The sequence below is a fragment of the Kitasatospora sp. NPDC004240 genome (genome assembly GCF_053603215.1).
Window position 1 is genome coordinate 25,247 of the sequence record NZ_JBSGFD010000019.1, and the last position, 20,880, is coordinate 46,126.

Consider the following 20,880-nt stretch of genomic DNA (forward strand, 5'->3'; position numbering starts at 1 on the left):
CGACGCCCGTACGTCCCCGCCTCTCCGCTGGAGCGCTCCCCATGGCCACCCCGCAGGACGTCCTGCCCCAGCCCCTCCCCGACCGCACCACCCCTCTCATCGACGGCCCCGGGGCCACCGCGCCCACCGCCCGCGCACTGCCCTCCCCCGACACCCCGATCGTCGCCCGCCACCGGCCCGGCCAGTGGATCGCCGCCGGCGTCGCCCTGCTGCTGGCGGCGATGGCGGTCACCTCGGTGATCCGCAACCCGGCGTTCCAGTGGGACGTGGTGGCCCGGTGGTTCACCGCCGCCTCCGTCCTGAACGGCCTCGCGCTCACGCTCTGGCTGACCGGCGCCACCCTCGTCCTCGGCTTCGCCCTGGGCACCCTGCTCGCCACCATGCGGCTGTCCGCCAACCCGGTGCTGCGCACCCTGAGCTGGGCCTACATCTGGCTCTTCCGCTCCACCCCGGCGCTGGTGCAGCTGCTGTTCTTCTTCAACATCGGCGCGCTCTACCCGACCCTGGGCCTGGGTATCCCGTTCGGGCCGGAGTTCATCACCGTCCGCACCGTCAACCTCTTCGGCCCCACCCTCACCGCTGTGATCGGCCTGACGCTGCTGGAGGCCGCGTACGCCGCCGAGGTGGTCCGCGGCGGCCTGCTCTCGGTCGACCGCGGCCAGCTGGAGGCCGCGCAGGCGCTGGGCCTCGGCCGGTGGCGGGTGCTGCGCCGGATCGTCGTCCCGCAGGCGATGCGCTCGATCGTGCCGACCGCCGGCAACATGCTGATCAGCGCGCTCAAGGGCACCAGCATCATCAGCGTGCTGGCCGTCTCCGACCTGCTCTACTCGGTGCAGCTGGTCTACCTACAGACCTACCAGGTCATCCCGATGCTCACGGTGGCCACCCTCTGGTACATCGTGGTCACCACCCTGCTCTCGATCGGCCAGTACTACGTCGAGCGCCACTACGCCCGGGGCGCCACCCGCGAGGGTCTGCCGCCCACCCCGCTGCAACGGGCCCGCGTACGGCTGCGCGCCGCCCGGGCACGGCTGCGCGCCGCCACCGCCACCACCGCCACCCCCTCGAAGGGGGCGGGACGGTGAGCACCCTGGTGATCGTCGGGGCCGGCCCGCGGGGCACCGGACTGCTGGAGCGGATCGCCGCCAACGCCCCCGAACTCCTGCCGCCCGACCACCCGTTGCACATCCACCTGGTCGACCCCCACCCGCCCGGCGGCGGCCGGATCTGGCGCCGCGGGCAGTCCCCGCTGCTGCGGATGAACTCGATGGCCGAGGACGTCACGATGTTCACCGACGAGCGCTCGACCGTCGAGGGGCCCGTCCGCCCCGGCCCCTCGCTCGCCGAGTGGGCCGTCCGCCGCGAGGAGTTCACCCCCTACCGGGAGGAGCCCGACCCGGCCGTACGGGCGGAGCTGGACACCCTGGCGCCGACCGACTTCCCGACCCGCCGCGCCCAGAGCGCCTACCTGGACTGGGTGTTCCGCCGCGCGGTGGCCGAACTGCCGCCGCACGTCACGGTCACCGTCCACCGCGACACCGCCCACCGCCTCGACGGGCCGGCCGACGGCCCGCAGACCGTCCACCTCGGCCACCGGACCCTGCTCGCCGACCACGTCGCCCTCACCCTCGGCCACCTGGACTCCCGCCCCGACCCCCGGTACGCCGAGGACGCCCGCTTCGCCGCCCGGCACGGCCGCTTCCACCTGCCGCCCGCCTACTCCGCCGACGCCGACCTCTCCGGCGTCGCCCCCGGCGAGCAGCTGGTGCTGCGCGGCCTCGGACTGGCCTTCGTCGACCTGGTCGCGCTGCTCACCGAGGGCCGCGGCGGCCGCTACGAGGAGACCGCGGCCGGCCTGGTGTACCACCCCTCCGGACGCGAGCCGGTGATCCACGCGGGCTCGCGCCGCGGGGTGCCGTACCACTCCAAGACCGGCTACCGGCTCCAGGGGCCGCCGGCCCCGCTCCCCCGCTACTTCGACGCCGCCGCCGTGGACGCCGTGCTGGCCCGCCCGGGCCCGCTCGAACTGCGGCGCGACTTCTGGCCGTCGATGGCCAAGGACATCGGCTTCGGGCACTACCACGAGCTGTTCCACGCCCATCCCGGGCGCACCGCCCTGCCCTGGCCGGAGTTCCTGGCCGGCTACGACCGGTACGACTGGGGCTCCCCGGGGCTGGCCGCGCTGATCGCCCGGGCCGTACCCGACCCGGCCGACCGGCTCGACCTCGAACGGCTCGACCGCCCGCTGGCCGGTCTGGAGCTCGCCTCCGCCGAGGAGCTCCAGCGCCACCTGCGCGACCACGTCACCGCCGACGCCGACCGCCGCGCCGACCCCGCCCACAGCGCCGACCTCGGCGCCTTCCTCGCCCTGCTCTCGCTCTTCGGCCAGCTGCCCCGGATCACCGCCTCCGGCCAGCTCACCGCCCGCTCGGTCGCCGAGGAGGTCGACGGCTGGTTCTTCGGCTACTTCAGCCTCCTCGCCTCCGGCCCGCCCGGGTTCCGGCTGCGCCAGCTGCTCGCCCTCGCCGAGGCCGGCGTGCTGCGCTTCCTCGGCGCCGGGATCACCGTCGAACGCGACGAGGCCACCGGCACCTGGCGGGCCGGCGGCGCCACCGTCCCCGGCCGCACCGTCACCGCCACCGCGCTGATCGAGGCGTACCTGCCCCGGCACGCGCTCGACCGCACCCGCGACCCGGTGCTGCGCGCGCTCCACGCCGACGGCCGGATCAGCGAGGAGGTGGTCGTCGACGAGGAGCACACCCACCGCTCCGGGCTGCTCACCACCGACCCCGCCACCGGTCGGATCCTCGACCCCGCCCTCGGCGGCGCCCCGCACCCGCGCCGCACCGCCCTCGGACCGCACACCGGCCTCCGCGCGGCCGCCGCCTTCGCCCGCCCGCGCACCGACTCCCCCGGTTTCCGGCAGAACGACTCGGCCGCCCGCGCCCTGCTGCGGAGCCTGGCCCGCACCCCGGCCCGGTCGGCCGCCCGGTGACCACCCGGTCGGGTGGCCCCGTTGACCCGCCCGGGTGCAAGGATGGAGGCCCGAGGACCGCGACGGAGCGGGCCCGACCAGCCGGAGGACCGCAGTCATGCCCAAGCAGGCGCCGCAGAGCGACCCGGTCCAGGACGCCCCCGAGGTCGGCGCGCCCCAGCACGCGGCGGCCGGTCTGCCCGCCGTCGGGCACAGCCTGCGGATGGCCACCGAGCAGATGGGCCTGCGCCGCACCGCCGCGACCCTGCTCAAGGTCAACCAGCCGAACGGCTTCGACTGCCCGGGCTGCGCCTGGCCGGAGCCGGGGAAGACGCACACCGCCGAGTTCTGCGAGAACGGCGCCAAGGCGGTCGCCGAGGAGGCCACCGAGCGCCGGATCCGGGCCGAGTTCTTCGCCGCCCACCCGGTCGCCGAGCTGGCCGCACGCTCCGGCTACTGGCTCGGCCAGCAGGGCCGGCTCACCCAGCCGATGCTGCTGGACGAGGGCGCCACCCACTACACCCCGGTCTCCTGGGACCGTGCCTTCGAGATCGTCGCCGAGGAGCTCGCCGCGCTGGACTCCCCCGACGGCGCCGCCTTCTACACCTCCGGCCGGACCAGCAACGAGGCCGCCTTCGCGTACCAGCTGTTCGCCCGCCGGCTCGGCACCAACAACCTGCCGGACTGCTCCAACATGTGCCACGAGTCCTCCGGCTCGGCGCTCACCGAGACCCTGGGCGTCGGCAAGGGCAGCGTCAGCCTGAAGGACCTCTACCAGGCCGACCTGATCATCGTCGCCGGGCAGAACCCGGGCACCAACCACCCCCGGATGCTCTCCGCCCTGGAGCGGGCCAAGCGGGCCGGCGCGACCATCGTCTCGGTCAACCCGCTGCCCGAGGCCGGCCTGGAGCGCTTCAAGAACCCGCAGAACGCCCGTGGCCTGGTCGGCCACGGCACCAAGCTGACCGACCTCTTCCTGCAGATCCGGCTCGGCGGCGACCTGGCGCTGTTCCGCGCGCTCAACCGGATCGTCCTCGACGCGGACGGCGTGGACCGGGAGTTCGTCGAGGAGCACTGCCACGGCTTCGAGGAGTTCGCCGCCCAGGCCCGGGCCACCGACCGCGAGGAGGTGCTCGCCGCCACCGGCCTGCCGTGGTCGCAGATCGAGGAGCTGGGCCGGCTGGTGCTCGGCTCCCGGAAGGTCATCGTCTGCTGGGCGATGGGCCTCACCCAGCACAAGCACGCCGTGCCGACCATCCGCGAGGTGGTCAACTTCCTGCTGCTGCGCGGCAACGTCGGCCGCCCCGGCGCGGGTGTCTGCCCGGTGCGCGGGCACAGCAACGTCCAGGGCGACCGGACGATGGGCATCTTCGAGCGGCCGTCCGCGGCGTTCCTGGACGCGCTGGGCGCCGAGTTCGGCTTCGAGCCGCCGCGCGAGCACGGCCTCGACTCGGTGGACACCATCCGCGCGATGCGCGACGGCCGGGTCGGGGTGTTCTTCGCGATGGGCGGCAACTTCGTCGCGGCCACCCCGGACACCGAGGTCACCGAGGCCGCGATGCGCCGCTGCCGGCTGACCGTGCACGTCTCCACCAAGCTCAACCGCTCGCACGTGGTCACCGGCGCCCGCGCCCTGATCCTGCCCACCCTCGGCCGCACCGACCGGGACGTCACCGCGCGCGGCGCCCAGTTCGTCAGCGTCGAGGACTCGATGGGCCAGGTGCACTCCTCCCGCGGCGGCCTGCGCCCGCCGGCCCCCGGGCTGCTCTCCGAGACGGCGATCGTCTGCCGGCTGGCCCGCGCCGCGCTCGGCCCGGCCGACACCGTGCCGTGGGAGGACTTCGCCGCCGACTACGACACCCTGCGCGAGCGGATCGCCCGGGTCGTCCCCGGCTTCGAGGACTACAACGAGAAGGTGCGCCGCCCCGGCGGCTTCACCCTGCCGCACGGCCCGCGCGACTCCCGCACCTTCCCCACCGCCACCGGCAAGGCCAACTTCACGGTCAACCCGATGACCGCCCCCGAGGTGCCGGCCGGCCGCCTGCTGCTGCAGACCCTGCGCTCGCACGACCAGTACAACACCACCATCTACGGCCTGGACGACCGCTACCGCGGCATCACGGGCGGGCGCCGGGTGGTCCTGGTCAACCCCGCGGACGCGGCCGAGCTGGGCCTGACCGAGGGCGGGTACGTCGACCTGGTCGGCGAGTGGCACGACGGCGTGGAGCGCCGGGCCCCGCACTTCCGGGTGGTCCACTACCCGGTCGCCCGGGGCGGCGCGGCCGCGTACTACCCGGAGACCAACGTCCTGGTCCCGCTCGACTCCACGGCCGACATCAGCAACACGCCGACCTCCAAGGCGGTGGTGATCCGCTTCGAGCCGGACTCCGGCGCGGAGTGACGGACGGACGACGGGGGCCGCCCCGGGTGGGTTCACCCGGGGCGGCCCCCGTCGTACGCGGTCGGCCCGGCTCCGGCCGGCTCAGGTCGGGCCGGCGCGGTTCCGGCCGGTCAGTTCTGGCCGGTCGGCAGTGAGCTCGGGGTGGTCCCCGCCGGGGTGCCGGCCGGGGTGGTGCCGGCGGGCGTCCCGGTCGGGGTGCCGGTGGGCGTGCCCGTCGGCGTGCCGGTCGGGGTGCCCGTGGGCGTCCCGGTGACCGGGTCGGTCGGGGTGCCGGTGGGCGTGCCCGTGGGCGTACCGGTCGGGGTGCCCGTGGGCGTCCCGGTGACCGGGTCGGTCGGGGTGCCGGTCGGCGTACCCGGGGTGGTCGGCGTGGGCGTGCCGGGCACCGGGGTGACCGGGGACGGGGTGGCGGGCTGCTGCGGCAGCTGGGCCGGCGGGACCGGGGCGATCGGCGTGACCGCGTTCCAGTTGGCCGGCAGGTCCGGCACCTTCCAGGTGCCGCCGGCGTCGTCGGCGCCGGTCTCCGGGTCGGGCCGGACGGCGCCGAGGATCGGGTTGGCCCCGATCGGCGCGACCCGCACCAGGGTGCCCGGCCGGGGGGCGTGGACGACCAGCCCGCCGCCGATGTACATCGCGACGTGCGTGGCGCCCTCGAAGTAGATGACCAGGTCGCCGGGGCGCAGCTGGTTCAGCGGGATGCGCTTGAGCTGGGCCCACTGCTCCTGGCTGGTGCGCGGGATCGGCCGGCCGGCGTGCAGCCAGGCCTGCGAGGTGAGGCCCGAGCAGTCGAAGACGTCCGGCCCGGCGCCGCCCCAGACGTACGGCTTGCCGACCTGGGCGAGCGCGTACGCGACCGCGCCGCGGCCGGCCAGCGAGGGCGTGCGCTCGTCCTTGCCGAGGACGCCGGAGGCGAGGAAGGCGAGCTGGGCCTCGTCGGCCTTGGCCTTCTCCAGCTTCTCCAGCTCGGCGCGCTGGGCACCGGTGAGCGAGGAGACCAGTTGCTCGACGGCGGTGAGGTCCTTGGCGACCTGGGCCTTGGCGGCCTCCTGCTGGACCGCCAGCGCCTGGGAGTTGAGGACGGCCTCCTCGTTCTGCTTCTGCAGCACGGTGAGCGCGTCGCGGTCGGACTTGAGCTTGTCGAGGAACTCGGACTGCGAGCGGCTGGCGGTGGCGAGCAGCTCGGCTATGTAGACGGCCTCATACGGGTCCTTGGAGAGCAGCAGCTCGGCGTACGCGGAGGCGGAGCCGTTGCGGTACTGCGCGGCGGCGAGCTGGGCGGCGATGTCGGTGCCGGCGTCGACCGACTTCTGCTGGCGCTCCAGGCGGGACTTCAGCTCGACGAGCTGGTTCTGCTGGTCGGCCAGCCGGGCCACGGTGCCGTTGTACTGCTCGGTGGCGGCCTCGGCGCTCTTGTACAGGGTGTGCAGCTGGTCCAGCAGCGGGCCGAGGGTGGCCTTGGCGGCGGCGAGCGGGTCGTCACCGGGTGCGGCGGGCGCGGTGACACCGGTGTTGGTGCCCGGGTCGGGCGCGGCGAACGCGGCCTGGGCCCCGAGGGGCAGTGCGAGCGCGGCGGCCGCGAGGACGGCCCCGCAGCGCAGTGCGGCCCGCACCCACGGTCGTACCCCCGTCGACTCCGCGCGCTGTGCGGCCCCGCCCATCGATCGTCCTCCCCGCCCCTGTCGATCTCCGGGATCCCGGGATCTCCGCCGATCCTGCCATGTCCACCCGGGCGGGAGACAGACCGCACCCCCACCGGCCGGTGAATTCTCCGTTCGAGGGCGTGACGGCCTGTGAGACAGGTCTCATCAAACCGGAGCGAATCCGGACGTTCTCGGCCAATGCCCAGCTCAGCGGCCCCACAGACACCTCCCGGCAAGGCCCCGGCAACCCCTGGGCAACCGTCGGAACCACGAATCCCGATCCAGTTCACCTTCCGTTAACCAGGCGTCCCTACCGTCGCGATCGACACCAACGTCAGTGCGACAACTACGACGATTGTTTGGGTATGGAACACATCTCGTTCCTGGTGGCCGTTGTGATCATCACGGCGCTCGCCTTCGACTTCACCAACGGGTTCCACGACACCGCCAACGCGATGGCCACCTCCATCGCGACGGGAGCCCTCCGGCCCAAGGTCGCGGTCACCATCGCGGCCGTCCTGAACTTCGCCGGCGCCTTCCTCTCCGTGAAGGTCGCCACCACCATCTCCGGCGGGATCGTCAACGAGAAGGCGGGCCTCAACCCGTCGATCATCTTCGCCGCACTCGTCGGCGCGATCCTGTGGAACCTGCTGACCTGGCTGAAGGGCCTGCCCTCCAGCTCCTCGCACGCGCTGTACGGCGGCCTGATCGGCGCCACCGTGGTCGGTGTCGGCGTCAACGGCGTCAACTTCGACACCGTCGTCTCCAAGATCCTGATCCCGGCCGTCGCCTCCCCGCTGGTCGCGGGCCTGGCCGCCTGGGGCGCCACCAAGCTGGCCTTCGCGATCACCCGCCGGGGCAACGGCGAGACCGTCTCCAAGGGCTTCAAGACCGGCCAGATCTTCTCCTCCTCGCTGATCTCCCTGGCCCACGGCACCAACGACGCCCAGAAGACCATGGGCATCATCACGCTGACGCTGGTCTCGGTCGGCGCCCTGCCCAAGGGCGCGCTGCCCCCCACCTGGGTGATCGTCTCGGCCGGTGCGGCCATCGCGATCGGCACCTACATGGGCGGCTGGCGGATCATCCGCTCGATGGGCAAGGGCCTCGCGGACATCCGTCCGGCGCAGGGCTTCTCCTCCGAGTCGGCCGCCGCGACCGTCATCCTGACCTCCTCGCACATGGGCTTCGGCCTCTCCACCACCCAGGTCTGCTCCGGCGGCATCATGGGCGCCGGCCTCGGCGGCCCGAAGGGCGAGCTGCGCTGGAGCCTGGTCCGCCGCATGGTCTACACCTGGGGCCTGACCCTGCCCGCCGCCGCCTCGGTGGCCGGCCTCGCCGCCTTCGTCGCCGACCAGGGCAACTGGGGCGTCGCGGTGGTCGGCACCGCGCTGGTGGCCGGTTCGGCCGCGATGTGGGTGCTCTCCCGCCGCCAGCCGGTCGGCGCGGACAACGTCAACGACGTGACCCCGGTGGAGGTGGCCCCGTCCGCCACCCCGGCCGCCCCCACCACCGCCTCGACCACCGTCGCGGCCTGAGCGCCGTCCACCGAGGAGACACTCCATGCACATCAAGTGGAACGCCCTGGCCCAGACCGCCGGTGTCAGCTTCGGCGTCACCGTCGCGGTGGTCACGGTCTTCGCGCTCGGCATCCTGGCGCTCTCCCGCCGCGAGGCGGCGCTGACCGCCTCCGAGGGGCAGGGCACCGGATCGTCCGCGGCGGGCGGCAAGCTGGCGCTGGCCGGCGCGTACACCTGCTTCGCGATCTGCGCGGGCGCCGTGCTGTACGGGCTGTACCTGATCGCCAACAAGTAGCGGCACGGCAGGACCCCCATGGCGAAGGGCCCGGGGAGCGGATCACCGCTCCCCGGGCCCTTCGTCGCGCCCCGGGCCCCTCGTCGTGCTCCCGGCGGCCACCGGGCGGGTCCGCGGGCCCTCAGGGCCGCGGCTCCCCCAGGCCGGCGGGGTCGGCCACGATCCCCCGGACCACCCCGACCGCGGCGCCCAGCAGCGGGCCGCGGCGCCCGATCAGGGAGACCGTCAGCCGTTCGTGCGACCACGGGCGGACGGTCACCCTGGCCGCCAGCTCGACGCGCATCCCCGGGAGCAGCCAGGGCGCCAGCTGGGCGTAGCCGCCGCCGAGCACCACCTCGGCCGGGTCCAGCAGGTTGACCGCACCGGCGGTGGCGATGCCGAGCGCCGTACCGGCCCCGGCCAGCGCGGTGCGGACCTCCTCGTCGCCGGCCTCGGCCCGCTCGGCGAGCAGCGCCACCCAGTCCCCGCGGATGCCCTCCAGCCCGGCGGCGCGCAGCACCGCGGTCTCCCCCGCGTACTGCTCCAGGCACCCGTACGCGCCGCAGACGCAGAGCGGACCGTCCGGGTGCACCGGGACGTGGCCCAGCTCGCCGGCGAAGCCGCGGGCGCCGCGCAGCAGCCGGCCGCCGGCCACGATCGCCGAGCCGATGCCGGCCTCGGCGGAGACGTGCAGGAAGTGCTCGGGGCGCCCGCTCAGCCACAGTTCGGCGAGCCCGCCCAGGTTGGCCTCGTTGTCGGCGGTGATCGGCAGCTCCGCCAGCGCGTCGGCGTTGGCGGCGCGCAGTGCCAGGCGCAGTTCGGCGGCGACCGGCGCGTCCGTCCAGCCGAGGTTGGCGGCCCGGCGCAGCACCGCGCCGTCGGCGCCGACCAGGCCGGGGACGGCGAGGCTGAGCCCGGCGGGGCGCAGCCCGGCCTCGACGGTGACCCGGCGCAGCAGTTCGGCGAGGTCGGCCATCACGGCGGCGGGCCGGCGGCCGCGGTTGCCGATCTCCTGGCGGCGCCAGGAGCGGACCTTGCCGCGCAGGTCGACCAGGCAGGCGCCGAGGTGTTCGACGCCGATCTCGGCGCCGAGGCCGCCGGGCCCGTCCGGGTTGAGGCCGAGCGCGGTGCCGGGGCGCCCGACCTTGCCGCTGGGCACGGCCGGGCCCTCCTCGACGACCAGTCCGGCGCCGATCAGCTCCTCGGCGAGCGAGGAGACGGCGGCCCTGGTCAGGCCGGTGTCGGCGGCGACCTCGGCACGGGAGCGCGGGGCCTCGGCGATCCGGCCGAGCACCAGCGCGAGGTTGGCCCGGCGCATGCCCTGCTGGCTGGCGGGCCCGGCCCGCTGCCCGTCGCTCTCGCGCACCGCCGTCACCCCGTTCAGCTCCGGCCCCCGCTGTTGGAAGCGTAACCGCGGGCGGGCGGGCGGGCCGCCCGGCCGGGTCAGGGCACCCGGTGCGGCTGCTCCGCCCGGGTGGCGGGGGACGGCGGGGACAGCTGGACGAAGACCCAGCGGCGCATCGCCCAGTAGCGGAACACCATGGCGAGCAGGGTGCCGACCACCATGCCGCTGAGGAAGTCGGCCAGTTCCTGGGTGACCGGGTCGACCCTGGGCTCGCGCAGCTCCAGCAGGTAGCGCGAGGCGATCAGCGGCAGGTCGTTGACCGCCACCGCCACCGCGCTCACCAGGAGGAACAGTCCGGCCTCCCGACGCCGCCCGTGCGCCCGGAAGGACCACTGCCGGTTGAGCACGTACGAGACCGCGGTGCCGAGCACGGTGGCGACGGTCAGCGAGACCACCGGCTTGTGCTGCAGCACGGTGAGCTTCAGCGCGAAGTTGACCAGCATGGTCAGCACGAAGCAGCTGCCGCCGACCAGCAGGAACTTCACCAGCCGGCGGTGCCGCACCAGGAGCGGGCGCACCCCGGCCGGCACCTTGGCCAGGGCGCGCTGCGTGGGGGACGGCATCCCCGCAGTGTGTCACCGGGACACCGCCCCCTCCCGCGCACAACGCCGGTCCCGCCGGCCGGGCCACCCGTCAGGCGGCGACCAGCACCCCGGCCGGCTCCAGGGCCAGCTTCAGCACCTCCCGGACGTCGGCGACCGGGTGGACGGTCAGCCGCTCCAGGACCTCGGCCGGGACGTCGTCCAGGTCGGGCTCGTTGCGGCTGGGGATGATCACCGTGGTGACCCCGGCGCGGTCGGCGGCGAGCAGCTTCTGCTTCACCCCGCCGATCGGCAGCACCCGGCCGGTGAGCGAGACCTCGCCGGTCATGGCGACGTCGGTGCGGACCTTGCGCCCGGACAGCAGCGAGGCCAGCGCCGTCGTCATGGTGATGCCGGCGCTCGGCCCGTCCTTGGGGACGGCCCCGGCAGGCACGTGCAGGTGCACGCCGCGGTCGCGCAGCGAGGTGACCGGCAGCTCCAGCTCGGCGCCGCGCGAGCGCAGGTAGGAGAGCGCGATGTGCGCGGACTCCTTCATCACGTCGCCCAGCTGGCCGGTGAGGGTCAGCCCGGTGCCGCCGGTCTCGGCGTCGGCGAGCGAGGCCTCGATGTAGAGGACGTCGCCGCCCGCGCCGGTGACCGCGAGGCCGGTGGCCACGCCGGGGACGGCGGTGCGCCGCTCAGCGGGCTCCTGGGCCGCCTCGGGGACGTGGTGCGGCCGGCCGATCAGCGCGCGCAGGTCCTCGGCGCCGACCGTGGCGGGCAGCTCGCGCCCGCCCAGCTCGGCCTGCGCGGCGACCTTGCGCAGCACCCGGGCGATCGAGCGCTCCAGGTTCCGCACGCCGGCCTCGCGGGTGTACTCGCCGGCCAGCCGGCGCAGCGCCGCCTCGTCGACCGTGACCTCCTCGCCCTTGAGTCCGGCCCGCTCCAGCTGGCGCGGGAGCAGGTGGTCGCGGGCGATGGCGACCTTCTCGTCCTCGGTGTAGCCGTCGAGCCTGACCAGCTCCATCCGGTCGAGCAGCGGCTCGGGGATGGCCTCCAGCACGTTGGCGGTGGCGAGGAAGACCACGTCGGAGAGGTCCAGCTCGACCTCCAGGTAGTGGTCGCGGAAGGTGTGGTTCTGCGCCGGGTCGAGGACCTCCAGCAGGGCGGCGGCCGGGTCGCCCCGGTAGTCGGAGCCGACCTTGTCGATCTCGTCGAGCAGGACGACCGGGTTCATCGAGCCGGCCTCCTTGATGGCGCGCACCAGGCGGCCGGGCAGCGCGCCGACGTAGGTGCGCCGGTGGCCGCGGATCTCCGCCTCGTCCCGGACGCCGCCGAGCGCGACCCGGACGAACTCGCGGCCCATGGCGCGGGCCACCGACTCGCCGAGCGAGGTCTTGCCGACGCCGGGCGGGCCGACCAGTGCCAGCACCGCGCCTCCCCTCCTGCCGCCCACCTGCCCGAGGCCCTGCTCGGCCCGGCGCTTGCGCACCGCCAGGTACTCGACGATGCGGTCCTTGACGTCGGCGAGCCCGGAGTGGTCGGCGTCCAGCACCGTCCGGGCGCCGGCGGCGTCGTACGCGTCCTCGGTGCGCCGGTTCCACGGCAGCTCCAGGACGGTGTCCAGCCAGGTGCGGATCCAGGAGCCCTCGGGTGACTGGTCGGAGGCCCGCTCCAGCTTGTCGACCTCCTTGAGCGCGGCCTCGCGGACCTTCTCGGGGAGGTCGGCGGCCTCGACCCGGGCCCGGTAGTCGTCCTCCTCGTCGGCCGCCTCGCCGTTCAGCTCGGCCAGCTCCTTGCGGACGGCGTCCAGCTGGCGGCGGAGCAGGAACTCCTTCTGCTGCTTGGCGACGCCCTCCTCGACGTCCTTGCGGATGGTGTCGTTGACCTCCTCCTCGGCGAGGTGGTCGCGCAGCAGCGTCAGCGCGTACTCCAGCCGGGCGACCTGGTCGGCCTCCAGCAGCACCTTGAGCTTCTGCTCGGCGGTGACGAAGGGCGCGTAGCCGATGTTGTCGGCGAGCTCGCCGACGCCCTCGATCTGGGCGACCCGGTCGACGATCTGCCAGGCGCCGCGCCTGCGCAGCCACTGGGTGGAGAGGCTCTTGTACTCCTTGACCAGCTCGGCGGCGCGGCCGGCCACGGGCGTGGCGACCGAGGACTCCCGGAACGGCGTGGTCTCCACCCAGAGCGCGGCGCCGGGCCCGGTGGTGCCGACGCCGATCCGGACCCGGCGCACGGCGCGCACCAGCGCGGCCGGGTCGCCGTCGGCCAGCCGGCCGACCTGCTCCACGGTGGCCAGCGTGCCGGCCGCCGCGTACGAGCCGTCCACCCGCGGGACCAGCAGGACCTGGGGCTTGCCGGCGCCGGTGGCGGCGGCGCGGGCGGCCTCCACCGCGGCGCGCACCTCGGTGTCCTTCAGGTCCAGCGGGACGACCATGCCCGGCAGGACCACCTCGTCGTCGAGCGGCAGCACGGGCAGGGTGAGCGGTGTGGACGTCGATGCCATGATCTCTCCCCAGTCAGCGAAGTTGAGCTGACCTGACTAAGGTTTGGCGGGCGCCGGTTGTTCCCCGGGTTCTGTTCGCCGTCAGCGAACGGATCCGGGTCTGCGGGGCCCTGTCAAAAACGGGGAGCGCGGGCGGCGCGGCAGGCGCCGCCGAAGGAGGAGGAGCGCGGGCTCAGGCGCGGTCGAGCACCGCGGAGGCCGCCGGGGCCGTCGTCCGGGAGTGCTCGCGGGGCAGCGGCCGGCCGGGCCCGCGGCGCAGCCAGCGCCACAGCGCCACCCCGGCCAGCAGCGCGACCGGGTGGCCCACGCCGGTGACCAGGTCGGCCTCGGTGAGGATCTGGTCGACGATCAGCAGCCCGGCGAGCCCCAGGGCGAGCAGCCGCCCGCGCGCGGACAGCAGCCCGGCCAGGGCGCCGAGGCTGGCCAGCACGCCGTAGCTGACGCCGATGTCCAGATAATCCAGCGCCTCGGCCCCCATCCGCCCGGTCGCCACCGCCGCGATCACCACGCCCTGGGAGAGCAGGGTGGCGGTGACGTGACCGATCGCGAAGACCACCGCCGCCCGGGCCGCCCCGACGCGGCGCTCCAGCGGCGCCACGGTGAAGGCGAAGGCCCACAGGTACGGCATCCAGATCGGCCCGGCCACCCAGAAGCCGCTGAGCAGCAGGGCCCGCACCGGATGCTGGAGCAGGTTGTGCCCGTCCGAACTGGACGCCTCCTGCAGGCGCAGCACCAGTTCGGGGTCGGCGAGGTGGGCGAAGGTCGTGGTCGCGCCGACCACGGCCAGGTAACCGAGCGCGAAGGGGTTGCGCCGCGGGGTCGGCATCCGGGTCAGCAGCCAGCCGAGCACGCAGGTGCGCAGGCCGTGCCGGTAGAGGCCGTACGGCGGTCCGGCCGGGGGCCGGAGCGGGGGCGCGCCCCGTCGCAGCTCAGCCATGCCGCCTCCGATCCGCGCACGTCCAGCAACCGGTACCGCCGGTGCCCAACGTACCCGCGCGCACCGGTCATCCCGCACCCGGACGATTGTCGTGACCACGGTACGACCGGAGCCTGGGAGTCCGCTGGGAGTACGCCGTGAACTCCCTCAGCCGGACACCCCGTCATTGGTCCAGACCATCCCTGCGCCTACGCACCAGTACCGGCGCTGACCGGCGGCTCGGCGGCGATTCGGGTGCACACGTATCGTCACAGAGTGAAAAAACGGGGGGTAAGGTATCGCCCCGTGCCCACAAGTGAGTGGGACGGACGGACGGCCGGGTGGCCGGCCGACGGGCCGGAAACCTCCGGTCCACCTGCCGGGAAGCACCCGCTGTCCGTACGCTGCGAAGTGCGCGGGCGGGACGGGCGGTTCACTGTCCGCCGAGCCACGCACGGGATCGGGACGGCGGACCCGGCACAGTCCACGACGGAACAAGACTACGAGCGGAGCCCCGCCATCCCCACAGGTGGCCGGCCCGCAGCCCTGGGGGCGGTGGCGTGACCGTGACAGAAATTCAGCAGGACAACCACAACACCGGCGGCACGGTGAGCAGCCAGCGCAGAGTGCTGGTGGTGGAGGACGAGCCGACGATCGCCGAGTCCATCGCGGCCCGGCTGGGCGCGGAGGGCTTCAAGGTCGCCGTGGCCCACGACGGCCCCGGCGCCGTCGACGGCTTCCACACCTGGCAGCCGGACCTGGTCGTCCTCGACATCATGCTGCCCGGCTTCGACGGCCTGGAGGTCTGCCGTCGCATCCAGGCCCAGCGCCCGGTGCCGGTGCTCATGCTGACCGCGCGCGACGACGAGACGGACCTGCTGGTCGGCCTCGGCGTCGGCGCCGACGACTACATGACGAAGCCGTTCTCGATGCGCGAGCTCGCGGCCCGGGTCAACGTGCTGCTGCGCCGCGTCGAGCGCGCCCAGCAGGCCGCCCGGACGCCCACGCTCGGCTCGCTGCGCTTCGGCGAGCTGGAGATCGACCACGTCCAGCGCCGGGTGCGGCTCGCCTCGGGCGACGTCCACCTGACGCCGACCGAGTTCGACCTGCTGGCCTGCCTGGCCGCCCAGCCGCGCGCGGTCCTCACCCGCGAGCAGCTGCTGGCCGAGGTGTGGGACTGGACCGACGCCTCCGGCACGCGCACCGTGGACAGCCACGTCAAGGCGCTGCGCCGGAAGATCGGCGCCAGCTGGATCCGCACCGTGCACGGGGTCGGCTACGCGCTGGAGGCCCCGCTCTCGTAGCGGTGCCACGGGCCTGGGCCACCGGGGGCCCATGTCCCGCGCCGCCGCCACCACGCCATCGGGGCGACCACGGGCGGGGGGAACCACCAGCGGGGGATCGCAGGGAACTCATGACCTTTCCACAGCAACGCGGCCCGCAGCAGCGCGGCCCGCAGCGCCGCGACGCGCGGCAGCACCACGGGGACACCGACGCCACGCGCCCGCCCACCCTGGTCGGCCGCGCCGTGCGCCGGGTCTGGGCCGACATCCGTCCGCTCGACCCGGTCCGCTCCATCAAGGGCAAACTCGCCCTGCTGGTGATCGTCTCGGTCTTCGTGGCCACCGGCATGGTGGTGGTGGCGATCCGCTCGGAGACGCAGATCCGGATCATCATGATCTTCTCGATGATCGCCTCACTGCTCTTCATGCAGTTCCTGGCGCACGGGCTGACCGCGCCCCTGCGCGACATGACCGCGGCCGCCCGCGCGATGGCCTCCGGCGACTACAGCCGGCGGGTCGAGGTGAACTCGCGCGACGAGATCGGCGAGCTGGCCGCCACCTTCAACCAGATGGCCTCCGACCTGGAGGCCGCCGACCGGCACCGGCGCGAGCTGATCGCCAACGTCTCGCACGAGCTGCGCACGCCCATCGCCGCGCTGCGCGCCGTCCTGGAGAACGTGGTCGACGGCGTGGTCCAGCCGAACCCGACGACGCTGGGGGCCGCGCTGGAGCAGACCGAGCGGCTGGGCCGGCTGGTCACCCACCTGCTCGACCTCTCCAAGATCGACAACGGGGTGGTCCCGCTGGACGCCCGCACCTTCGAGGTCCGCCCGTTCCTGGACGGCGTGCTGCGCGGGGTCACCGTGGACGGCGCCACCGCCGGCGGGGCGTTCTCCCGGCGTGGGGACGTCCGGCTGGCGCTGGAGGTCAGCCCGTCCGGCCTGACCGGTGTCGCGGACCCGGAACGGCTCCACCAGGTGGTCGCCAACCTGGTCGACAACGCCTGCAAGCACTCCCCGCCCGGCGGCACCGTGACCGTCCGGGCGAGGCCCGCCGGCGAGGGCGGCGGCCTGCTGCTGGAGGTCGAGGACGAGGGGCCGGGCATCCCGCCCGCCGACCGCACCCGCGTCTTCGAGCGGTTCAGCCGCAGCGGCACCGCGACCGCCCAGGGCCCCGGCAGCGACGGCGGTACGGGCCTCGGCCTCGCCATCGCCCGCTGGGCGGTCGACCTGCACGGCGGACGGATCGAGGTCGCCGAGGCGCGGCGCGGCTGCCGGATCGAGGTCCGGCTGCCCGGACCGGCGGGGACGCGTCAGCAGGCGCACGGTCATGTCACAGAAGCGACACAGACTTCCGCCTAGCCATTTGTCCGTTTTTGCGCCGATATGGGTGGCGATCAGACCTGGCCAGTTCCCCTCCGGTACGGCTTTCTAACGCACAATTTCGGCCAAACCGCAGGTCACGACTGTGATCCGGGGCACGCCTGACCCCCGGGGACTGCGCGATCACTGCTGGGAGGCGTAGCCTTAATCCCCGCTGTCCAAACATCCCAAAAGGAAGCGGAAGAGGGCGGTTGCCGCCGTGTCGCCACAGTCCCCTGAAACCCCCAACAGCTCGGCAAGCTCCACTGGCTTCGGCCCCAATGAGTGGCTCGTCGACGAGATCTACCAGCAGTACCTCCAGGACCCGAACTCGGTCGACCGAGCCTGGTGGGACTTTTTCGCCGACTACAAGCCCGGTACCGAGGTGACCCCAGTGACCCAGGCCGCGACCCAGGCCGGCCCCACGCCGACCCCTGCCGCTGCCCCCGCGCCCGTCGCTGCCGCTGCGGCGGCGCCCGCCCCCGCTGCACCGGCCGCTCCGGCCCCGCCAGCGACGGTCGTGGCAGTGCCGGCGCCCGCGCCGCTCGCCGCAGCCCCGGCCGCGCCCCCGGCGCCCAAGGCCGCCGCCCCGGCGAAGCCGGCCGCGACCGAGGACACCGGCCCCGAGCTCGTCCAGCTGCGCGGCCCGGCCAAGGCCGTCGCCACCAACATGGACGCCTCGCTGGAGGTCCCGACCGCCACCTCGGTGCGCGCGGTGCCCGCCAAGCTGCTGATCGACAACCGCATTGTCATCAACAACCACCTGCAGCGCGCCCGCGGCGGCAAGGTCTCCTTCACCCACCTGATCGGTTACGCCCTGGTCCAGGCCATCAAGGCCGCCCCGGGCATGAACCACAGCTACCGGGTGGAGGACGGCAAGTCCTTCCTGGTCAAGCCCGAGCACGTGAACCTCGGCCTGGCCATCGACCTGGTGAAGCCCAACGGCGACCGCCAGCTCGTCGTCGCGGCCATCAAGAAGGCCGAGACGCTCGACTTCTTCGGCTTCTGGCAGGCCTACGAGGACATCGTCCGCCGGGCCCGCGCCAACAAGCTGACCATGGACGACTTCACCGGCGTCACGGTCTCGCTGACCAACCCCGGCGGCATCGGCACCGTGCACTCCGTGCCGCGCCTGATGCAGAACCAGGGCACCATCGTCGGCGTCGGCGCCATGGAGTACCCGGCCGAGTTCCAGGGCTCCGCCCCGGAGACCCTGTCCCGCCTCGGCGTCTCCAAGATCATGACGCTGACCTCGACCTACGACCACCGCGTCATCCAGGGTGCGGCGTCCGGCGAGTTCCTGCGCGAGATCCACCGCCTGCTGCTCGGCGAGAAGGGTTTCTACGACGAGATCTTCGAGTCGCTGCGGATCCCGTACGAGCCGGTCCGCTGGGCCACCGACGTCGCCACCACCCACGACGACGAGGTCAACAAGACCGCCCGCGTCATGGAGCTGATCCACTCCTACCGGGTCCGCGGCCACCTCATGGCCGACACCGACCCGCTGGAGTACAAGCAGCGCAAGCACCCCGACCTGGACGTGACCACGCACGGCCTCACCCTGTGGGACCTGGAGCGCGAGTTCGCGGTCGGCGGCTTCGGCGGCCAGAAGATGATGAAGCTCCGCGACATCCTCGGCCTGCTGCGCAACACCTACTGCCGCACCGTCGGCATCGAGTACATGCACATCCAGGACCCCAAGCAGCGCAAGTGGCTGCAGGAGCGTCTGGAGAAGCCGTACACCAAGCCGGAGCGCGAGGAGCAGCTGCGCATCCTGCGCCGGCTGAACTCGGCCGAGGCCTTCGAGACCTTCCTGCAGACCAAGTACGTCGGGCAGAAGCGCTTCTCGCTGGAGGGCGGCGAGTCGCTCATCCCGCTGCTGGACGCGACCATCGACGCCGCCGCCGAGCACCGCCTGGACGAGGCCGTCATCGGCATGGCCCACCGCGGCCGCCTCAACGTGCTCGCCAACATCGTCGGCAAGCCGTACGGCAAGATCTTCGGCGAGTTCGAGGGCAACCTCGACCCGAAGTCGATGCACGGCTCCGGCGACGTGAAGTACCACCTGGGCGCCGAGGGCATGTTCACCGGCCTGGACGGCGAGGAGATCAAGGTCTCGCTGGCCGCCAACCCCTCCCACCTGGAGGCCGTGGACCCGGTCGTCGAGGGCATCGCCCGCGCCAAGCAGGACATCCTGGACCAGGGCGGCACGACCTTCCCGGTGCTGCCGATCCAGATCCACGGTGACGCGGCCTTCGCCGGCCAGGGCGTCGTCGCGGAGACCCTGAACATGTCGCAGCTGCGCGGCTACCGCACCGGCGGCACCGTGCACGTCGTGGTGAACAACCAGGTCGGCTTCACCGCCGCCCCGGCCTCCAGCCGCTCCTCGATGTACTGCACCGACGTGGCCCGCATGATCGAGGCCCCGATCTTCCACGTGAACGGCGACGACCCGGAGGCCGTGGTCCGCGTCGCGCGGCTCGCCTTCGAGTTCCGCGAGGCGTTCCACAAGGACGTCGTGATCGACCTCATCTGCTACCGCCGCCGCGGTCACAACGAGGCCGACAACCCGTCGTTCACCCAGCCGCTGATGTACGACCTGATCGACAAGAAGCGCTCGGTGCGCAAGCTGTACACCGAGGGCCTGATCGGTCGCGGCGACATCACCATGGAAGAGGCGGAGCAGGCGCTCCAGGACTTCCAGGGCCAGCTGGAGAAGGTCTTCGCCGAGGTCCGCGACGCCGCCCAGGCGCCCGCCGACGCGACCAACGGCAAGCCGGTCGCCGACTTCCCGGTCTCCATCCAGACCGGCATCTCCCAGGAGATGGTGAAGCGGATCGCCGCCTCGCAGGTCAACCTGCCGGACTGGCTGACCGTCCACCCGCGTCTGCTGCCGCAGCTGCAGCGCCGCGCCGCCTCGGTCGAGGACAACACCATCGACTGGGCGATGGGCGAGACCCTCGCCATCGGCTCGCTGCTGATGGAGGGCCACCCGGTCCGCCTGGCCGGCCAGGACAGCCGCCGCGGCACCTTCGGCCAGCGTCACGCGGTCCTGATCGACCGCAACAGCGGCGAGGACTACACCCCGCTGCTGTACCTGACCGAGGACCAGGCCCGCTACACCGTGTACGACAGCCTGCTGTCCGAGTACGCGGCGATGGGCTTCGAGTACGGCTACTCGCTGACCCGCCCGAACGCGCTGGTCATGTGGGAGGCGCAGTTCGGCGACTTCGTCAACGGCGCGCAGACCATGGTGGACGAGTACATCGCCTCCGCCGAGCAGAAGTGGGGCCAGCACTCCGGCGTCACCCTGCTGCTGCCGCACGGCTACGAGGGCCAGGGCCCGGACCACTCGTCCGCCCGCCCGGAGCGCTTCCTCCAGCTGTGCGCGCAGAACAACATGACGGTCGCCATGCCGACCCTGCCGTCGAACTACTTCCACCTGCTGCGGTGGCAGGCGCACAACCCGCACCACAAGCCGCTGGTCGTCTTCACCCCGAAGTCGATGCTGCGTCTGAAGGCCGCGGCGAGCGCGACCGAGGAGTTCCTGTCCGGCTCGTTCCGCCCGGTCATCGGCGACAGCACCGTCGACCCGGCGCAGGTCCGCAAGGTGATCATCACCGCGGGCAAGTTCTACTACGACGTCGAGGCGGCCCGTACCGAGCGCGGGGTCACCGACACCGCGATCGTCCGGGTCGAGCGGCTCTACCCGCTGCCGGTGGCCGAGCTCCAGGAGGAGCTGGCCCGCTACGGCGACGACGTCCAGTTCGTCTGGGCGCAGGAGGAGCCGGCCAACCAGGGTGCCTGGCCGTTCATCGCGATGAACCTGGTCGACCACCTGCAGGTCGTCATCGGCCGCAACGCCAACGGCGCGCGCCTGCGCCGCGTCGCCCGCACGGCCTCCTCGGCCCCCGCGGTCGGCTCGGCCAAGCGTCACGCCGCCGAGCAGAAGGCGCTGCTGGACGAGATGTTCTCGATCTGACCCGGTCGGGTGAACCGGCCCGTCCGGTGAACCGCCGTCGTCCGACGCCCGGCCCCCGCGTTCCGTACGCGGGGGCCGGGCGTTTGCGCGTCCGCGG

Annotated in this window: 13 protein-coding genes; 8 read left to right on the top strand and 5 right to left on the bottom strand. The window is 73.6% G+C overall.

Annotated features, from left to right (window positions below; translation table 11 throughout):
- Positions 1-41 precede the first annotated feature (41 nt).
- From ACWEQL_RS08020 to ACWEQL_RS08030, 3 genes are all read left to right on the top strand, one after another.
- Positions 42-1,085, top strand: a complete 1,044-nt coding sequence (locus ACWEQL_RS08020) for an amino acid ABC transporter permease (protein ID WP_452149340.1) — start codon at positions 42-44, stop codon at positions 1,083-1,085.
- A complete protein-coding gene (locus ACWEQL_RS08025; protein ID WP_452149341.1) occupies positions 1,082-2,995 on the top strand; it encodes an FAD/NAD(P)-binding protein in 1,914 nt (637 codons plus the stop codon). Before ACWEQL_RS08020 ends, ACWEQL_RS08025 begins: the two co-directional genes overlap by 4 nt.
- Before the next feature lie 97 nt (positions 2,996-3,092).
- Entirely contained in the window at positions 3,093-5,375 is a 2,283-nt protein-coding gene (locus tag ACWEQL_RS08030; protein ID WP_452149342.1) for an FdhF/YdeP family oxidoreductase, read from the top strand.
- Between the two features lie 110 nt (positions 5,376-5,485).
- On the opposite strand, the gene ACWEQL_RS08035 is transcribed toward ACWEQL_RS08030, so the two are convergent.
- Positions 5,486-7,033 (bottom strand): NlpC/P60 family protein, encoded by a 1,548-nt coding sequence (locus ACWEQL_RS08035; RefSeq protein ID WP_452149343.1) that lies wholly within the window; start codon positions 7,031-7,033, stop codon positions 5,486-5,488.
- 347 nt (positions 7,034-7,380) lie between these two features.
- Here ACWEQL_RS08035 and ACWEQL_RS08040 point away from each other — a divergent pair, with 347 nt between their 5' ends.
- Together ACWEQL_RS08040 and ACWEQL_RS08045 are read left to right on the top strand one after the other, a co-directional pair.
- The gene (locus tag ACWEQL_RS08040) at positions 7,381-8,553 is read left to right on the top strand and encodes an anion permease (protein WP_452149344.1); all 1,173 of its coding nucleotides are present in this window, start codon (positions 7,381-7,383) and stop codon (positions 8,551-8,553) included.
- Between the two features lie 25 nt (positions 8,554-8,578).
- Positions 8,579-8,830, top strand: a complete 252-nt coding sequence (locus ACWEQL_RS08045) for a hypothetical protein (protein ID WP_452149345.1) — start codon at positions 8,579-8,581, stop codon at positions 8,828-8,830.
- Between the two features lie 121 nt (positions 8,831-8,951).
- Here the strand turns inward: ACWEQL_RS08045 and ACWEQL_RS08050 are convergent, their stop codons facing one another.
- The 4 genes from ACWEQL_RS08050 to ACWEQL_RS08065 all read right to left on the bottom strand — a co-directional run bounded on the left by ACWEQL_RS08050 (position 8,952) and on the right by ACWEQL_RS08065 (position 14,178).
- Positions 8,952-10,127: an ROK family protein gene (locus ACWEQL_RS08050; protein ID WP_452149372.1), complete on the bottom strand. Its 1,176-nt coding sequence runs from the start codon at positions 10,125-10,127 to the stop codon at positions 8,952-8,954.
- A gap of 125 nt (positions 10,128-10,252) precedes the next feature.
- On the bottom strand, positions 10,253-10,777 hold the full coding sequence (locus tag ACWEQL_RS08055; RefSeq protein WP_452149346.1) for a GtrA family protein: 525 nt from the start codon (positions 10,775-10,777) through the stop codon (positions 10,253-10,255).
- A gap of 70 nt (positions 10,778-10,847) precedes the next feature.
- Entirely contained in the window at positions 10,848-13,241 is a 2,394-nt protein-coding gene (gene lon / locus ACWEQL_RS08060) for an endopeptidase La (protein ID WP_452149347.1), read from the bottom strand.
- A 172-nt stretch (positions 13,242-13,413) separates the two neighbouring features.
- The gene (locus ACWEQL_RS08065; RefSeq protein WP_452149348.1) at positions 13,414-14,178 is read right to left on the bottom strand and encodes a rhomboid-like protein; all 765 of its coding nucleotides are present in this window, start codon (positions 14,176-14,178) and stop codon (positions 13,414-13,416) included.
- Positions 14,179-14,723: 545 nt separating this feature from the next.
- Between ACWEQL_RS08065 and ACWEQL_RS08070 the strand changes: the two genes are divergently transcribed.
- The 3 genes from ACWEQL_RS08070 (at position 14,724) to ACWEQL_RS08080 (ending at position 20,783) form a co-directional block, all read left to right on the top strand.
- Complete coding sequence (locus ACWEQL_RS08070; RefSeq protein ID WP_452149349.1) at positions 14,724-15,461, top strand: response regulator transcription factor; 738 nt, start codon at positions 14,724-14,726, stop codon at positions 15,459-15,461.
- A 110-nt stretch (positions 15,462-15,571) separates the two neighbouring features.
- Positions 15,572-16,801 carry a sensor histidine kinase gene (locus ACWEQL_RS08075; RefSeq protein WP_452149350.1) on the top strand — a complete coding sequence of 410 codons (1,230 nt, stop codon included), beginning with the start codon at positions 15,572-15,574 and terminating at the stop codon, positions 16,799-16,801.
- 220 nt (positions 16,802-17,021) lie between these two features.
- Positions 17,022-20,783 (top strand): multifunctional oxoglutarate decarboxylase/oxoglutarate dehydrogenase thiamine pyrophosphate-binding subunit/dihydrolipoyllysine-residue succinyltransferase subunit, encoded by a 3,762-nt coding sequence (locus ACWEQL_RS08080; RefSeq protein ID WP_452149351.1) that lies wholly within the window; start codon positions 17,022-17,024, stop codon positions 20,781-20,783.
- Positions 20,784-20,880 lie beyond the last annotated feature (97 nt).

Excerpts from the sequence above, each read along its gene's own strand:
- ACWEQL_RS08055 (WP_452149346.1), bottom strand. The coding sequence starts at position 10,777 with ATGCCGTCCCCCACGCAGCGCGCCCTGGCCAAGGTGCCGGCCGGGGTG.
- ACWEQL_RS08020 (WP_452149340.1), top strand. The coding sequence starts at position 42 with ATGGCCACCCCGCAGGACGTCCTGCCCCAGCCCCTCCCCGACCGCACC.
- ACWEQL_RS08065 (WP_452149348.1), bottom strand. The coding sequence starts at position 14,178 with ATGGCTGAGCTGCGACGGGGCGCGCCCCCGCTCCGGCCCCCGGCCGGA.
- ACWEQL_RS08075 (WP_452149350.1), top strand. The coding sequence starts at position 15,572 with ATGACCTTTCCACAGCAACGCGGCCCGCAGCAGCGCGGCCCGCAGCGC.
- ACWEQL_RS08045 (WP_452149345.1), top strand. The coding sequence starts at position 8,579 with ATGCACATCAAGTGGAACGCCCTGGCCCAGACCGCCGGTGTCAGCTTC.
- ACWEQL_RS08030 (WP_452149342.1), top strand. The coding sequence starts at position 3,093 with ATGCCCAAGCAGGCGCCGCAGAGCGACCCGGTCCAGGACGCCCCCGAG.
- ACWEQL_RS08050 (WP_452149372.1), bottom strand. The coding sequence starts at position 10,127 with ATGCGCCGGGCCAACCTCGCGCTGGTGCTCGGCCGGATCGCCGAGGCC.
- lon (WP_452149347.1), bottom strand. The coding sequence starts at position 13,241 with ATGGCATCGACGTCCACACCGCTCACCCTGCCCGTGCTGCCGCTCGAC.
- ACWEQL_RS08040 (WP_452149344.1), top strand. The coding sequence starts at position 7,381 with ATGGAACACATCTCGTTCCTGGTGGCCGTTGTGATCATCACGGCGCTC.
- ACWEQL_RS08035 (WP_452149343.1), bottom strand. The coding sequence starts at position 7,033 with ATGGGCGGGGCCGCACAGCGCGCGGAGTCGACGGGGGTACGACCGTGG.